Raw genomic sequence first — 16,209 nt, forward strand, 5'->3', positions numbered from 1 at the left:
ACACCTACGGCCGGCGCACCCCTGTACAGGGCCACCCGCCGCGCACTGCCTCCCATCCGGACTTTCACCGTCGGTCCAGGAATTTCACCTGGTCAACCGGCCACTGGATGCGGCCGGGTCGCGGACTGTAACCGCCGGTTCGGAATTACACCGACCCCGGAGTGCGCTGCTGCTGATACAGGGCAAGTGTGCCATGGACGATCGTCGGCCACGCGGGCGGATGATGTGGCCTGACTCACAGAGGCGTCGGCGGTTCGCCCGTCCGCCGATAGGTGGTCCAGACCTATTGACCGGTTGGTCTAGTCCTTTTAATCTCTGCGTCACCCGCCGGTGTGCGCACACCAGGGCCGAACACGACCCACCCCTTTGCCAGTTGTGTGCCCTGAGCCTCCACAGGAGGAACCGACCGTGCTGTCCCCCACACCCAGACGAGCCACGATGCTCGCGTCCGGCGTCGCCGCCGCCGGGCTGCTGCTCGGCTCGCTCACCGGTGGCGTCTCCCACGCCGCCACCGACCACGAGAGCTGTCGCCCCGACGGCCTGTACAGGACCTCCGGCGTCGACGTGCCGTACTGCTCGGTCTACGACACCGAGGGCCGCGAGAAGATGGGCGCCGACCACCAGCGCCGCGTCATCGGCTACTTCACCGGCTGGCGCACCGGCAAGGACGGCACGCCCGCCTACCTCGCCTCGAACATCCCGTGGGACAAGGTCACCCACATCAATTACGCCTTCGGGCACGTCGACTCCGCCAACAAGCTGTCGGTCGGCACGGACGGCCCGAACAACGCGGCCACGGGCATGACCTGGCCGGGTGTCGCGGGCGCCGAGATGGACCCCTCGTACGCGTACAAGGGCCACTTCAACCTGTTGAACAAATTCAAGAAGCAGCACCCGGACGTCAAGACGCTGATCTCGGTGGGCGGCTGGGCCGAGACCGGCGGGTACTTCGACGACAGCGGCAAACGCGTCAACTCCGGCGGCTTCTACACGATGGCCACGAACGCCGACGGCTCGGTGAACCAGGCGGGCATCGACACCTTCGCCGACTCGGCGGTCTCGTTCATCAAGAAGTACGGCTTCAATGGCGTCGACATCGACTACGAGTACCCGACGTCGATGAAGGACGCGGGCAACCCGCTGGACTACTCGGTCTCCAACGCCCGCCGGGCGGGGCTCGTCAAGGGCTACGCGGCCCTGATGAAGACCCTGCGCGAGAAGCTGGACAAGGCGGGCGCGGCCGACGGCAAGCACTACCTGCTCACGGTCGCGGCCCCCTCCTCCGGCTACCTGCTGCGCGGCATGGAGACCTTCCAGGTCCAGAAGTACCTGGACTACGTCAACATCATGTCCTACGACCTGCACGGCGCCTGGAACGAGTACGTCGGCCCGAACGCCTCGCTGTTCGACGACGGCAAGGACGCGGAGCTGGCGGCGGCGAACGTCTACGGCAGCCAGCAGTACGGCGGCATCGGCTACCTCAACACCGACTGGGCGTACCACTACTTCCGCGGCTCGATGCCGGCCGGCCGGATCAACATCGGCCTGCCGTATTACACCCGCGGCCACAAGAACGTGCAGGGCGGCACGGACGGCCTGTGGGGCAAGGCCGCCGCGACTAGCTGCCCGGCCGGCTCCGGCCTGACCAAGTGCGGTGACGGCGCGGTCGGCATCGACAACCTGTGGCACGACAAGGACGACAACGGCAAGGAGTCGCCGGCCGGCTCCAACCCCATGTGGCACGCCAAGAACCTGGAGAAGGGCGTCCTCGGCGACTACCTGAAGAGATACGGCTTCCCCGCCGACACCCGCCTGACCGGCGCCTACGCGCGCAAGTACGACTCGACGCTGGTCGCGCCGTGGCTGTGGAACGCCGAGAAGAAGGTCTTCCTGTCGACCGAGGACGAGCAGTCGGTCGCCCGCAAGGCGGACTACGTCGTGGACAAGGGCATCGGCGGCACGATGGTGTGGGAGCTGGCCGGCGACTACGGCTGGAACGCGGCCAAGGGGCAGTACGAGCCCGGCTCCACGCTGACGTCGCTGATGTACGACAAGTTCAAGGCGGCCGCGCCGTACGGCGCGAAGGTCTCGAACAAGGCGCTGCCGACCAAGGCCGTGAACATCGGTGTGGAGTTCGGCGAGTTCAAGCTCGGGGACTCCAACTACCCGATCACGCCGAAGGTGAAGATCACCAACAACACGAAGACGACGCTGCCGGGCGGTACGGAGTTCCAGTTCGACTACTCCACCTCGGCTCCGGGCAACGCCTCGGACCAGTCCGGCTTCGGCACCAAGGTGATCAGCAGCGATCACACCGGGTCGAATGTGGGCGGGCTGAAGGGTGACTTCCACCGCGTCTCGCTGAAGCTGCCGGCGTGGCAGACGCTGGCGCCGGGCGCGTCGGTGGACCTGTCCTTCAACTACTACCTGCCGGTGTCGACGCCGTGGAACTGGACCGTGACCATCGGCTCCACGACGTACGCGCTGGCCGGGGACCTGGCGCGGGGGACGACGGTGGTCGAGCCGGGCTCGGGCACCGGTCCGTCGCCCGACCCGACGAACCCGACGCCCACGCCGACGCCCACGCCCACGCCGACACCGACGCCTGGTGCGTGCACCGCGCCCGCGTGGAACGCGGCGACCGCGTACGGCTCCGGCACCACGGTGTCCCATGCGTCCCGCACCTGGAAGGCGAAGTGGTGGACGAAGGGCGAGGAGCCCGGCACCACCGGCGAGTGGGGTGTCTGGCAGGACCTCGGCGCCTGCTGACCCGGTAGCGGGACACGGATGCCCGGCGGCGGATGAACGGCCCTTGCCGCCGCCGGGCGTCTCGGCGTTGACGGGGTTCCCCGGGCCGGGCCCCAGGCTCGGCGCGGGTCCTCAGCGTGTGGCGCCGAACAGCTCGTCCTGTGCCCGGTCGCGGACCGTCAGCAGCGCCCCGCGCAGGACCGCCGCGCCGCCCAGGGCGCTCGCGCGGACCTCGGTGCGCAGCGGCGAGAGCGCGGCCAGCCGCTCCTCGACGCGGGCGGCGAGGCCGGGCCCACCCGCGAGGCCGACCTCGCCGCCCAGGACCACGCAGCCCGGGTCCAGTACGGCGCTGACGGCGGCCGCGCCGAGGGCGATGCGCTCGGCGAGCGCGTCCAGGAAGGCGTCCGCGGCGTCCGCTCGGCCTCGGCCCGGGCTCGCCAGCGCCGCGCGGACCGCCACCGCACCCGGCGGCTCCCGGTCCCCGGCGGTTTCGCCGGCCTCGACGCCGTACCGGCTCGCGAGCGCCTGGATGGCCGCGGATCCCGCCAGCGCGTGGAAGCCGCCCTCGCAGCCGGTCGCCGACGGCAGCCCGCCCGTGCCCGGCACCGGCATGAAGCCGATCTCGCCGGCGCCGCCGGAAGCGCCGCGCCGCAGCCTGCCGTCCAGGACGACGGCCGCGCCGACGCCGTGCCCGAGCCACAGCAGTACGAAGGTGTCGCGGTCCCGCGCGGCGCCTTCGCGCTGTTCGGCGACGGCGGCGACGTTGGTCTCGTTCTCGACGTGGACCGCCACACCCGGCACGCGCTTCTGGAGGACGGGGACGAGCCGCCGGTGCCAGGCGGGCAGCTGGGCGGAGTCGCGCAGTTCGCCGGTGGCCGGGTCGACGAGTCCGGGCGCCCCGATGCCGATGCTGTGCAGCCGCGCGGCGCCCGCCTTGCGCGTCGTGCGCTCCAGGAGGGCGGCGGCACGCTCGACGGCCCGCCCGTCGGTGAGGCCCTCCATGGGCAGCGACGCCTCGGCCAGCGGGGCGCCCAGCAGGTCGGTGACGACGACGGAGACGCTACGGGTGCGGACGTCGAGGGCGGCGAGGTGGGCGCGGTCGGCGACGATTCCGTACACCCGGGCGTTCGGGCCGCGCCGGTCGGCGCCCGTCTCCCCCACGACCCGGATCAGTCCGGAGTCCTGGAGCCGTTCGACCAGGTCGGCGACGGTGGGCCGGGAGAGCCCGGTCAGCTCCTTCAGCCGACTCGCCGTCAGCGGGCCCTCCTCCTGGAGGAGCCGCAGCGCGAGCCGGTCGTTGATGGCCCGGGCGGTGCTGGGCGATGCGGGCATGCCGTCATCCTCTCAGGGCTCGTCACACCAGCTTACTATCAGGCAGGCTTCCTGATAATTTACGGGTCCGGGAAACGACGGGACGGACGGAGGGGCCGATGGCACAGGACGTGGCGTTCGGCAGGGAGCGGCTGAAGCGGGCGCGGTTCGCCGTGGCCGCCGTCTTCTGTGTGCACGGTGCCGTGACGGGCAGCTTCGCCACCCGCATCCCCTGGATCCAGGACCACGCCGGGGTCAGCGCGGGCCAGCTCGGCCTCGCGCTCGCCTTCCCGGCGATCGGCGCCTCGCTGGCGATGCCGCTGGCGAGCGCGGTCACCCACCGCTTCGGCGCCCGCAGCGCGCTGCGCGGCCTGCTCGCCCTGTGGACCCTCTCACTGGCCCTGCCCTCCCTCGCGCCGAACGTCTACGCCCTGTGCGCCGCGCTCTTCGTCTACGGCGCCACCGCCGGCATGTCCGACGTGGCCATGAACGCGCTCGGCGTCGAGGTCGAGAACCGCCTGGACAAGTCGATCATGTCGAGTCTGCACGGCATGTGGAGCGCGGGCGCGCTGATCGGCTCGGCCATCGGGACGCTCGCCGCGCACCTCGGCGGCGACGCCCGGCTGCACCACCTCGCCGCGGCCGTCGTCCTCACCATCCTCGGGGCGGTGTTCTGCCAGGGCGTACTGGACCTGCGCAGCGCGCCCGACGAGGAGGCGCCGCCGCGGTTCACGCTGCCGCCCCGCTCGGCGCTGGTGATCGGTCTGATCGGCTTCTGCGGGGTGTTCGCGGAGGGCGCCAGCCTGGACTGGTCGGCGGTCTACCTTCAGGAGCAGCTCGGTACGTCGGCGGGCCTGGCGGCCGCCTCCACGACCGCGTTCGCGCTGACCATGGCGGTGGCGCGGCTGGTCGGCGACAAGGTCGTGGACCGGTTCGGCGCGGTGCGCACGGTACGGGTCGGGGGCCTCGCCGCGACCCTCGGCGGCGTCCTGGTGGTCCTGGCTCCGCACCCGGCGGTGGCGCTGGCGGGCTTCGGGCTCATCGGGCTCGGCGTCGCCGCCGTCGTACCGCTGGCCTTCGCCGCGGCGGGGCGCAGCGGCCCGAACCCGAGCCAGGCGATCGCGGGCGTGGCCACCATCACGTACACCTCGGGCCTCATCGCCCCCTCGGCGATCGGCGGCGTGGCCGACGTGACGTCGCTGACGGTGTCGTTCGGCCTGGTCACGCTGCTCGCGTTCGGCCTCGTGGTGGGCGCGGGCGTGCTGCGCACGGGCGACCGGACGGCGGCGCGAGCGGGGGCGGGCGCGGAAGTCCGGCGGTAGCGAGGCGGTCCGCACTCGCACGTCCGTCCGGGTTCACGGGGAAGTCGCACTACCATGGCGACCGGTCTTTTTCGGCCGCTCCCCGGCCGGGACCCGGCCGCGAGGCCGCGGCCCCCGTACCGGAGAACGAACCGGAGAAGTGGAGCCACCCCCATGAACCTCGGCGTGCGCTGGAGCCTGCACGGCGACGGCCGGACCCCCGCGCCCGGAGCCGTCGTCCGGCCCGACGAGCGGCTCTCGTGGCCGCGTACGGTCGGCCTCGGCGCACAGCACGTGGTGGCCATGTTCGGCGCGTCGTTCGTGGCGCCCGTCCTGATGGGGCTCGACCCGAACCTCGCGATCAATGATGTCCGGCGTGGCGACGGTGGTCTTCCTCCTCGCCACCCGCGGCAAGGTCCCCAGCTACCTGGGCTGCTCGCTCTCCTTCGTCGGCGTGGCCGCCACCATCCGGGCCACCGGTGGCGACAGCGCCACGGTCACCGGCGCGGTGCTGGTGGTCGGCGCCGTGCTGTTCCTGGTGGGGCTCGCGGTACGGCGGTTCGGGGCGCGGATCATCCACGCGGCGATGCCGCCGGTCGTGACCGGAGCCGTGGTCATGCTGATCGGGTTCAACCTGGCGCCGGTCACGGCGTCGACGTACTGGCCGCAGGACCAGTGGACCGCGCTGCTGGTGATGCTCTTCACCGGGCTCGCCGTCGTCTGTCTGCGCGGCTTCTGGTCGCGTGTGGCGATCTTCCTGGGGCTGGTCTTCGGCTACGTCCTGTCCTGGGTGTTCGACCTGGCCTTCGGGAAGATCCACTCGCCGCTGGGCGGCGCCGAGGCCGTCGACCACTGGCGCCTGGACCTGTCCGGCGTGGCCAAGGCCGACTGGATCGGGCTGCCCTCCTTCCACGCGCCCGCCTTCGAGTGGTCCGCGATCCTCGTCGCCCTCCCGGTCGTGATCGCGCTCGTCGCGGAGAACGCCGGACACGTCAAGGCCGTCGGCGAGATGACCGGCGACCCGCTCGACGACAAGCTGGGCACCGCGATCGCCGCCGACGGCGCCGCGTCCGTGCTGTCCACCGCCGTGGGCGGCCCGCCGAACACCACGTACTCCGAGAACATCGGCGTCATGGCCGCCACCCGCGTCTACTCGACCGCCGCCTACTGGGCCGCCGCCGGCTTCGCGCTCCTCTTCGGCCTGTGCCCCAAGTTCGGCGCGGTCGTCGCCGCCATCCCCGGCGGTGTCCTGGGCGGGATCACCGTCATCCTCTACGGGATGATCGGTCTGCTGGGCGCGCAGATCTGGCTCAACGCCAAGGTCGACCTGCGCAGCCCGCTCAACCTGGTCCCGGCCGCCGCGGGCATCATCATCGGCGTCGGCGGCGTCAACCTGAAGATCACCGACAACTTCGAGCTGGGCGGCATCGCGCTCGGCACGATCGTCGTCATCACCGGCTACCACGTGCTGCGCGCCTTCGCCCCCGCCCACATGAAGGCGGACCCGCAGGAGCCCCTGCTGGACTCGGGCACGTCCGCGTACGACACCGAGGGCACCGACGACACCGACAGCGGTACCCCGGAGGGCGGTCAGCCGGTCGCCAGGTCGTAGGCGTAGCCGGCGGAGAACTCCCCCGCCGCGCCCGAGCAGCCGTCCGACTCGCCCGGCAGCTTGACCCACAGGTAGGCGTCGATCCGGGCCTCGCCGGTCGTGGTCGTGGGCGTACGGCCCAGGGCGCGGCCGGACGGGTCGCACCACTGGCCCGGCGGCGGCGCGCCGTTGCCGTTGCGGCTGGTGTCGATGACGGCGCCGAGGTGGGCGGGGCCGCCGAGCGCCGCGAGCACGCGGCGGGCGTAGGCGGCCTCGTCGGCGGTGCGGTGGAAGTTGGACACGTTCGTGAAGATGCCGTCGCCGCTGGTCGCGGCGCCCGCCTCGCGCAGCGCGCGGGCCATCTCGTCCGCGGGGCGCCAGCCGGAGTGCCCGGCGTCGAAGTACACCCTGGCCCGCGGGTTCGCGGCCTTCAGCGCCTTGCCGGCGCGCGCCAGCGCGGCGTAGCGGTCGGCCCGCCGGGTCGCGGACAGGCAGTCGGCGAGCGCGATCGCGTCCGGCTCCAGGATGACGATGACGGGCTCGTCGCCGAGGCCCGCGGCGAAGTCCCGTATCCAGCGGTCGTACGCGGCGAGGTCGGGCGCGCCGCCCCGTGAGGCGCCGCCGCAGTCCCGGTCGGGTATCGCGTACGGGACGAGGACGGGGACCCGGCCGGCGGCAGCCGCTCCGGAGGTCACGGCGCGGACCCGGCCGGTGACGGCGCCGGGGTCGTACTGGGTGAACCAGACGGCGGCCGGGTGGGCGGCGATGCGCGACTCGATGAGCGGGCGGCGCGAGTCGTCGGGGTGGGCGCGCACCCAGTCGAGCACCCGCGACCGCGGGTGCCGGTAGAGCGCACCCGACACGGGCTGTGTGGCCGGGGCCGGGCCCTCGGCGCCGGACTCGGCCTTCGGCGAGGACGTCGGCGTCGGTGAGGACGTCGGCTTCGGCTTCGGTGAGGGCGCGGCGGACGGGCTGGGCGGCGGCGAGGGCGGCGCGAGGGAAGGCAGGATGAGGCTCGGCCGCGCGGGCAGCGGCAGCGGGTCCGGGAGCCCCCTGCCGGAGGCCTCGGCCACGCGGGCCGTGGCGTTCCGCTCGCCGCCACCGGTCGCGGCGAGCACGCCGCCGGCCGCTCCGACGGCGACGATCACCGAAGCGGCTGCCGCCATGGCGTGACGCCGAGCGGTACGCCGCCGCTCGAGCCGCTCCCGCCGCTGTGCGCGTACGCCTGACACCGTGAGATCCCCCTCCCCCGAAGGCGCCTTCCCCAAGGCGCTTCCCCCGGCCGGCGGTTCCCCCGTTTCGGGGAAGCACGGCTCGGTGACACCTCTGGCAGCGTACCGACTGCCACCCTGCACCCATGGCACAGACCCAGCAGTTCACGTCGACGGCCGGCTCCGTCGACCCCGTGGTGGCCCGGATGCGGGCGCTGCGTTCGCTGTGGCCGGAGAGCGACGGGGTGGCGGTCTTCAACCGGGTCTATCTGACGGTCACCGAGGAGATCGACCGGCACATCGACGCGGGCGGCTTCGTGGACCGGCGGGCCGCCGTCACCCTGGACGTCCGCTTCGCGGAGCGGTACCTCGCGGCGGTGGACGCGGTCGCCGCGGGCGGGCGCCCGCCGGCGTGCTGGCGGCCGCTGTTCCAGTACCGCCGCCATCCCGGCGTACGGCCGCTGCAGTTCGCGCTCGCCGGTATCAACGCGCACATCGGGCACGACCTGGCGCTGGCGGTGGTGGACACCTGCCGTGCGCTCCGCTGCGAACCGGAGGCGCTGGAGAGGGAGTTCGACCGCGTGGGCGACATCCTCACCTTGCTGGAGGAGCGCATCCGCGAAGAGGTGATGCCGGGCCCGGACCTGCTGGAGGTCGCGGACCCGCTGACGCATCTGCTCGGCTGCTGGAGCCTGGAGCGGGCCCGCGACGCGGCGTGGCTCGCGGCCCGCTCCCTGTGGCAGCTGCACCGGTTCCCCGGCCTGCCGGAGCTGGCCGAGGAGTTCACCGAACGCCTCGACCGCTCCGTGGGCCTGGTGAGCCGGATGCTGCTGACACCCGTGGACCGGTGCGGTGCTCAGTCCTCCGGCAGCTCGACCGGCGCGATCTCGTCGTAGACGTCGCCCGGGCCCGGGTTGGACGGGTCGGTCTCGCCGCCGAAGTGGTGCATGACGCCCCACACGGCGTTCAGCGCGGTCTGCACGGCGCCCTCGGCCCAGCCGGCCGTCCACGAGATGTCGTCACCGGCGAGGAAGATGCCCCGCTTGTCCTCGGGCAGCCGGTCCTGCATGAAGTGCGTGAACAGGCGGCGCTGGTAGCGGTAGTGACCCGGCAGGTTGGCCTTGAACGCGCCCATGAAGTAGGGCTCGTTCTCCCAGGAAACGGTCACCGGGTTGCCGATGATGTGCTTGCGGATGTCGACCTTCGGGTAGATCTCGCCGAGCGACTTGAGCATGACCTCCATGCGCTCCTGCGCGGACAGCGGCAGCCACTTGAGGCTGTCGTCGCACCAGGTGTACGAGAGGCAGATGACGGCCGGCTTGTCCGGGCCGTCGTCCAGCAGGTACGTGCCGCGGGTCATGCGGTCGGTGAGCGTCATCGACATGACGTCCCGGCCGGTCTCCTCGTCCTTGTCCAGCCAGAAGGGCCGGTCGACCGGGACGAAGAGCTTGGACGACTCCATGTAGTGGGTGCGCTCCATCGCCGTCCAGTGGTCGATGGGGAAGAGCGAGTCGTCGCAGGCGATCTTGGACAGCAGCATCCAGGACTGGGCGGTGAAGATCGCCGCCTGGTAGGTGCGGATGTCGCCGTTCGCGTCGGTGACGGTGATGCGGTTGCCGGCGGTGCGGTTCAGGCGGGTCACGGCGGGCTTGGGGTCGCCGCCGTGCAGCTTCGCCAGCGAGGTGCCCTGCTCCCAGTGGACGATCTTCTCCGGCTCGCGCTCCCACAGGCGCAGCGGCAGCTGCTGCGAGCCGCCGACGATGCCGCGGTGGTGGTCGTCGGCCTCGGTGTAGACGACGCGGAGGATCTCCAGGATGGAGTTGGGGAAGTCGGTGTCCCAGCCGCCGGTGCCGAAGCCGACCTGACCGAAGATCTCGCGGTGCCGGAAGGACTTGAAGGCCTCGGACTCGCACAGGAAGCCGTAGAACGTCTGGTTGTCGAGCTTCTCGACGAGCTTGGCCCAGATCTCGCGGATGCGCGGGACGTCGCGCTCGCGCATGGCGCGGTTCATGTCGGAGAAGTCCGCGCCCTCCTCCAGGCAGTCGTTCCACGCCTTGGCGACGTCGCGGTAGACCTGCGGCAGGTCGGCGATGGTCTGCGCGTAGTGGCTCTCGCCCTTGAGGTCGACGACGGTCGACGGGGTGGCCTCGGCCAGCGGGTTCGGGAACGGCCGGGTCTCCAGGTCCACCAGGTCGATGTAGTGCTGGAGCGCGGTCGAGGAGGGCGGGAAGCGCATGGCGCCCATCTCGGCGGTCAGACCCTCGGTGCCGGTGCCCTCGAATCCGACGGTGCGCAGGCGGCCGCCGATCTGGTCGGCCTCGTAGACGACCGGCTTGAGGCCCATCTTCATCAGCTCGTACGCGGCGACGATGCCGGAGAGCCCGCCGCCGATGACGGCGACCTCGGTGCCGTGCTCGGTCGCGGGTATCTGGCCGAGCCCGGCCGGGTGGGCCAGGAAGTCGTCGTACGCGTACGGGAAGTCCGGACCGAACATGGTGATCGGCGGCTGCGCGTCGGTGTGCTGGACGGCGGTGGGCACCGTGGACGTCATGGGATACGGACTCCTTGCACGGGTGAAGAAAGAGGGGTGAGCGGGGGGGGCTCAGGTCAGGGAGGTGTAGAGGCCGGGGCGGCGGTCGCGCAGGTACGGGTTGGCCTCGCGCGAGGTGCGCAGCAGCTCGGGGTCGGCGTCGCCGGTGACCAGCTCCTCGGCGCGGCCGGCGCGGGCGCGGGCGGTGCCGTCGGGGCCGGCGAGGGCGGACAGGCCGACGAACGCGAAGTCGCCCTCCTGGCCGGTCCGGTTGGCGTACGCGATGTACAGCTGGTTCTCGAAGGCGCGCACCGGTACGACGGACTCGGCGACGACCTCGGCCGGGTGCATCAGTGCGGTCGGCACCAGGAGGAGGTCGGTGCCGGCGAGCGCGTGCGCCCGGACGTTCTCCGGGAACTCCACGTCGTAGCAGATCATCAGGCCGACGCGCAGGCCGCCGAGCTCGGTCTGGACGACGGGCTGGTCGCCGGGGGTGAACGAGTCGCTCTCGAAGCCGCCGTAGAGGTGGGTCTTGCGGTAGCTCAGCAGCCGGGTGCCGTCGGGGCCGATCAGCTGCGCGGAGTTGTACACCGTGTCCCCGTCGCGCTCCGGGTAGCCGTAGGCGATGGCGAGTCCGTGGCGCCCGGCGATCTCGGCGATCGCGTCGGCGGAGTCGCCGTCGGCGGGCTCGGCGAGCCGGGCGACGCCGTCGCCGATCGCGTACCCGGTCAGGAACATCTCGGGCGCGACCAGCAGGCCGGCGCCGGTGGCGGCGGCGCGGGCGGCGGCCTCGTCGAGGACCTTGAGGTTGGCGGCGACGTCACCGGGCTGTCCGGAGCTCTGGAGCAGGGCGGTGCGCAGCGGCGGCATCGGCAGACCTCGGTCGGGGTGCGGGAGGACGGGGAGGGTGTCGAGAAGACGTTCAAAACGGTACGGTCCGGCGCTCTTCCGGGACAAGGCGTGACCGTTGCGGACCGACCGTTGATCCGTTGCGCGGATGTGGCGGTCGGCGGAGATTCATTGCGAGCAGCTCCCCCGCGGGGCGGAGGGTGGCCCCGCCGGGCGGCGGAGGGCGGATCCGACCTGCGTGCGATGTGGCGGAAGGGGGCCGGACGGAACAGTGAGGGGCGTCCGATCACCGGCCGGAAGGGCTTCCACGATGAACCGTCGTATCAAGATCGTCGCTGTCGGGCTGGCAGTGCTGCTCGCCGCCGGGGCCGCGGGCCCCGCCCTGGCCACCGACGACGGACCGGCCCGGACGGGCGGCGTCCGTGAGGCGGCGGCGCTGACCGGTACGGCGATGCTCGCGCGTCCGGCGGGCGACAAGGTCACCGTCTCCTTCGACGCCCACCTGGACGCCGAGGACAACGACAACCCCTTGAACGCCCACGGCACCTTCCGCTTCAGCCACTACGTGGGCGATTGGGGCGGCAAGGCGGAGGCCAGGGTGGACTGCCTGATCACCGGCGGCAAGGTCGCCGTCGTCTCCGGCGTCATCACGAAGGCCGACCGCGATCTGAAGGCCGCGGTCGGCAAGAGGGTCGGGGTCTCCGTGCACGACCTGGGCGGGCAGGACCGGCTCGGCTACAGCTGGGCGGCCCTGGGGCTGCCCCAGGAGACCCCGGACAACCTGCCGAAGTGCATCAGCTCGGCCCCCTTCGAGAAGACGGCGCCGGGCTCCGGGACCTTCCGGGTACTGCCCTGGGAGCCGCAGCGCTGACGGCCCGCGGTCAGGCGGGCGAGCCGGACGAGAAGCGCCGCAGCAGCGGGGAGAGGACCAGGACCGACTTGGTGCGCTCCACGAAGGGCTCGCCCGCGATCCGCTCCAGCACCCGCTCGAAGTGGCGCATGTCGGAGGCGAAGACCTGGACGATCGCGTCCGCGTCACCGGTGACGGTGGACGCGGACGCGATCTCGGGGTAGCGCTCGAGACCGCGCTGGATGGTCTCGGGCGAGGTGTTGCCGCGTGCGTAGATCTCGATGAAGCCCTCGGTCTCCCAGCCGAGCGCCGCCGGGTCGACCCGCACCGTGAAGCCGGTGATGGCACCCTCCGCCCGCAGCCGGTCCACGCGCCGTTTGACGGCGGGCGCGGACAGGCCCACGAGCGAGCCGATGTCGGCGTAGGAGCGGCGGGCGTCCTCCGCCAGGGCGTGGACGATGCGTTCGTCGAGATCGTTCAGTCGCACTACGGGTGGGTCACTTCTCTGCGGTCGCCAGTCTGGAGCGGCTCATGCCGTACACGAAGTAGACCACGAGACCCACGGCCATCCAGATACCGAAGTAGGCCCAGGTGATCATGTCGAGGCTGTACATGCTGTAGCCGCAGAAGATGAAGCCCAGCACGGGGAAGAGCGGACCGAACGGCACCTTGAAGGTGCGCGACAGCTCGGGACGGGTGAAGCGGAGCACGACGACCGCGATGTTGACCAGCGCGAAGGCGAACAGCGTGCCGATGCTGGTGGCGTTGACGAGCTCGCCGAGCGGGATCGCCGCGGCGAGGATGCCGCAGAACAGCGAGACGATCACGGTGTTGACGCGCGGAGTGCCGGTCTTGGGGCTGACCTTGCCGAAGACCTTCGGCACCAGGCCGTCGCGGGACATGGCGAAGAGGATGCGGGTCTGGCCGTAGAGCACGGTCAGCACGACGCTCGCGATGGAGATCACCGCGCCGGCGGCGAGCAGCGTGCCCCAGAAGCTCTGACCGGTGACGTCGTTCATGATCGCGGCGAGCGAGGCCTCGGAGCCCTCGAACTTCTTCCAGTCCCAGGCGCCCACGGCGACGGCCGCGACCAGCACGTACAGCGCGGTGACGATGACCAGCGAGAGCATGATCGCCCGCGGCAGGTCGCGCTTGGGGTCCTTGGCCTCCTCACCGGCGGTGGAGGCGGCGTCGAAGCCGATGTACGAGAAGAAGAGGATGGCGCCCGCGGCACCGACGCTGCTCACGCCGAGCGGCATGAAGTCGGAGTAGTTGCCGGACGTGAAGCCCATGAAGCCGATGGCGCAGAAGAGGACGAGCGCCGCGATCTTGACGGCCACCATGATGGTGTTGGCGCGGGCGGACTCCTTGGCGCCGCCCAGCAGGAACACCATCGCCAGCATGACGACGATCAGGGCGGGCAGGTTGAATATGCCGCCCTCGCCGGGGGGCGCGGTGAGCGCCGTGGGCAGGGTGACGCCGATCGTGCCGTCGAGGAGCTGGTTGAGGTAGTCACCCCAGCCGACCGCCACGGCGGCGACGGACACGCCGTACTCCAGGAGCAGACACCAGCCGCAGACCCAGGCGACGAGTTCGCCCATCGTTGCGTACGCGTACGAGTACGACGAGCCGGCGACGGGGATGGTGCCCGCCAGTTCGGCGTAGGAGAGGGCCGAGAAGAGCGCCGTGAGACCGGCGAAGACGAAGGCCAGGGTGACGGCCGGGCCGGCCAGCGGGACGGCTTCGCCGAGGACGACGAAGATGCCGGTGCCGAGCGTGGCACCGATGCTGATCATGGTCAGCTGCCACATGGAGAGCGAGCGGCGGAGGCTGCCGCCCTCACCCTGCCCACCCTCTGCGACCAGCACATCCACCGGCTTGCGCCGAGTGAGAGCGGAGAGCCCGGACGCCTTGGGCGCGGATGGCTCGGTGGCGGGAGGGGCTGCGCCTTGGTCCAGCACTGCGGAGGCTCCTTCATCGCTGCGGGGGTCGGCGACGGCGACTCCGCGGCGGCTCACGGGCGCGTCGAACGCAACCCGCGGGGGAAGGGGACCGCCGAGCGGGCGGTCGCCGCCACTCCTGGTACGGGGCACGAGCCTAAGCGCCGAGCTTCGCGCTTGTAATGAAGCGTTGTTGCGCATCGGCGCATGATCATTGCGCACTTGGGGCACGGACGGGGAAACATTGCGCCCTGCCGCACGAATCGACACATTGGGGCCGGGAGCAGGCACTTTCGCCGAGCGTGGCAGACCGGAGGGAGACCCCTGATGAGCTGGCTGGATCCGGTGCCTTTTCTGCGTGGTACGGCCTGGCTGGACCCGCGGTGCCGGGGCCGCGCGGTGCGCGCCGCGCCGGGCGTGCTGGCCCGGCTGCCGTGGGACACCGCCCAGCGGGCCGCGTTGCCCATCGGGGTGCGCCTGGAGTTCACGGCCTCGCCGGGCACCCGCGCCGTCGAGATCCGCTACCGGACGTCCGTACCGGAGGGACACGGCCACGCGGACGACGGCGACCACGCGGACGGCGCCGAGAATGCGGACGGCGCGGAGATTGCGGACGGCGCGGACGCGCTGCGCGCGCTCGGGCACTGCTTCGCGCTCTGGGAGGGCGAGCGGTGCGTCGGCGAGACGTGCACGAAACCGGAGGACGGCGCCGAGGAGACCACGGTCACCCTGGAGCTCCCCGAAACCTCCGCCTCGGCGCCGAGCCGTCTCGGCCCCTTCACCGTCCATCCGCCCGAGGCCCTCGGGCCCGTGGTCCTCGGGGTGCGGGCGGTCGGCGGCGGCATCGCGCCCGCCGCGCCACAACCGCGCTGGGTGGTGCACGGCGACTCCATCACCGAGGGCTGGTGGTCGACCCGCCCCGCGCACGCGTGGCCCGCCGTCGCGGGACGCATGCTCGGCGTCGACGCGGTGAACCTCGGCTACGCGGGCTCCGCGCGCGGTGAGCTGCCGGTCGCCGAGCAGCTCGCGGCCCTCCCCGCCGACCTGCTGACCCTCGCCTTCGGCACGAACTGCTGGTCCGGCACCCCGTTCTCCGCGCCGCTGCTCTACGAGACGGTGCGGGCGTTCGTCGCCCTGGTACGGCGCGGCCACCCGGACACGCCGCTGCTGCTGGTCTCGCCGGTGCTGCGCCCGGATGCCGAGACCACGCCCAACGCGCTGGGCGCGACGCTGGCCCAGCTGCGCACGGCCATGGAGGAGGCCGTACGGGATCTGGTGGCCGCCGGGGACACCCGGCTGTCGCTGCTCCCGGGCCGCGGCGTACTGCGGCCGGAGCACCTGGTGGACGGGCTCCATCCCGACGACACCGGGCACGCCCGGATCGCGGCGGCGGTCGCGCGGGCGCTGCGCCCGTACACGGGCCGGGGCGGGTCGGGACGAGTCGCCGGAACACCGGAATGAGCGCGCGAACTCGGGGTAGGGGCGCCATCGGTCGGTGACATCCATCCGAGGAGGTTCTGTCGTGCTCATGGCCCACCCCACGGTCCTGCGCAAGCTCGTCGCGCGGTACGAGGAGCTGTCCGCGGCCGCTTCGGCGTCCGCCCCGGATCCGGCGCTCACGCGTCAACGCGAGGACACCGCCTACACCTTGTGCGTGTCGACGGGCACGCGGGACGTACGGGACGCGCTGCGGGTGGCGAGACGAGTGCTGGAGGCGGGAGGCGGCCGGACCACCGCCCCCTCGCTGACGGCGGCCGTGCGCTGAGGCGGGCGGGGAAGGGCGGGAAGGGCGGTGACCGGCGCTCCGGTCACCGCCCTTCCGGCCTGGCGCGACGAGGGCGTTTTCCTCCGGTTCCGCCACGCCATTACGATCCAACG

General features: G+C 72.1%; 12 protein-coding genes, 1 pseudogene and 1 riboswitch. Of the genes and pseudogenes, 7 read left to right on the top strand and 6 right to left on the bottom strand.

Annotation, left to right across the window (positions count from 1 at the left end; translation table 11 throughout):
* Positions 1–38: 38 nt before the first annotated feature.
* Positions 39–169: riboswitch (FMN riboswitch) on the bottom strand.
* Positions 170–438: 269 nt separating this feature from the next.
* Entirely contained in the window at positions 439–2,769 is a 2,331-nt protein-coding gene (locus ACZ42X_RS31760; protein ID WP_468297477.1) for a chitinase C-terminal domain-containing protein, read from the top strand.
* Positions 2,770–2,880: 111 nt separating this feature from the next.
* On the opposite strand, the gene ACZ42X_RS31765 is transcribed toward ACZ42X_RS31760, so the two are convergent.
* The gene (locus ACZ42X_RS31765; RefSeq protein ID WP_468297407.1) at positions 2,881–4,080 is read right to left on the bottom strand and encodes an ROK family protein; all 1,200 of its coding nucleotides are present in this window, start codon (positions 4,078–4,080) and stop codon (positions 2,881–2,883) included.
* 98 nt (positions 4,081–4,178) lie between these two features.
* On the opposite strand from ACZ42X_RS31765, the gene ACZ42X_RS31770 reads away from it, so the two are divergent.
* Positions 4,179–5,381 (top strand): MFS transporter, encoded by a 1,203-nt coding sequence (locus tag ACZ42X_RS31770; RefSeq protein ID WP_468297410.1) that lies wholly within the window; start codon positions 4,179–4,181, stop codon positions 5,379–5,381.
* A gap of 153 nt (positions 5,382–5,534) precedes the next feature.
* Positions 5,535–6,972: pseudogene (locus ACZ42X_RS31775) on the top strand (uracil-xanthine permease family protein).
* Here the strand turns inward: ACZ42X_RS31775 and ACZ42X_RS31780 are convergent.
* On the bottom strand, positions 6,951–8,117 hold the full coding sequence (locus ACZ42X_RS31780) for a glycoside hydrolase family 6 protein (protein WP_468297413.1): 1,167 nt from the start codon (positions 8,115–8,117) through the stop codon (positions 6,951–6,953). The pseudogene ACZ42X_RS31775 and the gene ACZ42X_RS31780 sit on opposite strands and share 22 nt — an antisense overlap.
* A gap of 191 nt (positions 8,118–8,308) precedes the next feature.
* Here ACZ42X_RS31780 and ACZ42X_RS31785 point away from each other — a divergent pair, with 191 nt between their 5' ends.
* Positions 8,309–9,058 (top strand): DUF5995 family protein, encoded by a 750-nt coding sequence (locus tag ACZ42X_RS31785; protein WP_468297415.1) that lies wholly within the window; start codon positions 8,309–8,311, stop codon positions 9,056–9,058.
* On the opposite strand, the gene ACZ42X_RS31790 is transcribed toward ACZ42X_RS31785, so the two are convergent.
* Both ACZ42X_RS31790 and ACZ42X_RS31795 read right to left on the bottom strand, forming a co-directional pair.
* Positions 9,019–10,713, bottom strand: coding sequence for a flavin monoamine oxidase family protein (locus tag ACZ42X_RS31790; RefSeq protein ID WP_468297418.1), 1,695 nt, complete (start codon positions 10,711–10,713; stop codon positions 9,019–9,021). The genes ACZ42X_RS31785 and ACZ42X_RS31790 overlap by 40 nt on opposite strands.
* Positions 10,714–10,764: 51 nt before the next feature.
* Complete coding sequence (locus tag ACZ42X_RS31795; protein ID WP_468297480.1) at positions 10,765–11,553, bottom strand: carbon-nitrogen hydrolase family protein; 789 nt, start codon at positions 11,551–11,553, stop codon at positions 10,765–10,767.
* A 298-nt stretch (positions 11,554–11,851) separates the two neighbouring features.
* Here ACZ42X_RS31795 and ACZ42X_RS31800 point away from each other — a divergent pair, with 298 nt between their 5' ends.
* On the top strand, positions 11,852–12,412 hold the full coding sequence (locus ACZ42X_RS31800; protein WP_468297421.1) for a Repetin: 561 nt from the start codon (positions 11,852–11,854) through the stop codon (positions 12,410–12,412).
* Between the two features lie 10 nt (positions 12,413–12,422).
* Here the strand turns inward: ACZ42X_RS31800 and ACZ42X_RS31805 are convergent, their stop codons facing one another.
* A complete protein-coding gene (locus tag ACZ42X_RS31805) occupies positions 12,423–12,878 on the bottom strand; it encodes an Lrp/AsnC family transcriptional regulator (protein ID WP_031078195.1) in 456 nt (151 codons plus the stop codon).
* 10 nt (positions 12,879–12,888) lie between these two features.
* Positions 12,889–14,352, bottom strand: a complete 1,464-nt coding sequence (locus tag ACZ42X_RS31810) for an amino acid permease (protein WP_468297424.1) — start codon at positions 14,350–14,352, stop codon at positions 12,889–12,891.
* Between the two features lie 306 nt (positions 14,353–14,658).
* Between ACZ42X_RS31810 and ACZ42X_RS31815 the strand changes: the two genes are divergently transcribed.
* Positions 14,659–15,792: a GDSL-type esterase/lipase family protein gene (locus ACZ42X_RS31815; protein ID WP_468297427.1), complete on the top strand. Its 1,134-nt coding sequence runs from the start codon at positions 14,659–14,661 to the stop codon at positions 15,790–15,792.
* Between the two features lie 67 nt (positions 15,793–15,859).
* Positions 15,860–16,096, top strand: coding sequence for a DUF5133 domain-containing protein (locus ACZ42X_RS31820; RefSeq protein WP_468297430.1), 237 nt, complete (start codon positions 15,860–15,862; stop codon positions 16,094–16,096).
* The last annotated feature ends 113 nt before the right edge of the window (positions 16,097–16,209 follow it).

The organism is Streptomyces sp. NPDC030862 (genome assembly GCF_055571835.1).

Coding starts and splice junctions, on each gene's coding strand:
- ACZ42X_RS31780 (WP_468297413.1), bottom strand. CDS start 8,117: ATGGCGGCAGCCGCTTCGGTGATCGTCGCCGTCGGAGCGGCCGGCGGC.
- ACZ42X_RS31820 (WP_468297430.1), top strand. CDS start 15,860: ATGGCCCACCCCACGGTCCTGCGCAAGCTCGTCGCGCGGTACGAGGAG.
- ACZ42X_RS31760 (WP_468297477.1), top strand. CDS start 439: ATGCTCGCGTCCGGCGTCGCCGCCGCCGGGCTGCTGCTCGGCTCGCTC.
- ACZ42X_RS31790 (WP_468297418.1), bottom strand. CDS start 10,713: ATGACGTCCACGGTGCCCACCGCCGTCCAGCACACCGACGCGCAGCCG.
- ACZ42X_RS31785 (WP_468297415.1), top strand. CDS start 8,309: ATGGCACAGACCCAGCAGTTCACGTCGACGGCCGGCTCCGTCGACCCC.
- ACZ42X_RS31770 (WP_468297410.1), top strand. CDS start 4,179: ATGGCACAGGACGTGGCGTTCGGCAGGGAGCGGCTGAAGCGGGCGCGG.
- ACZ42X_RS31765 (WP_468297407.1), bottom strand. CDS start 4,080: ATGCCCGCATCGCCCAGCACCGCCCGGGCCATCAACGACCGGCTCGCG.
- ACZ42X_RS31800 (WP_468297421.1), top strand. CDS start 11,852: ATGAACCGTCGTATCAAGATCGTCGCTGTCGGGCTGGCAGTGCTGCTC.
- ACZ42X_RS31815 (WP_468297427.1), top strand. CDS start 14,659: ATGAGCTGGCTGGATCCGGTGCCTTTTCTGCGTGGTACGGCCTGGCTG.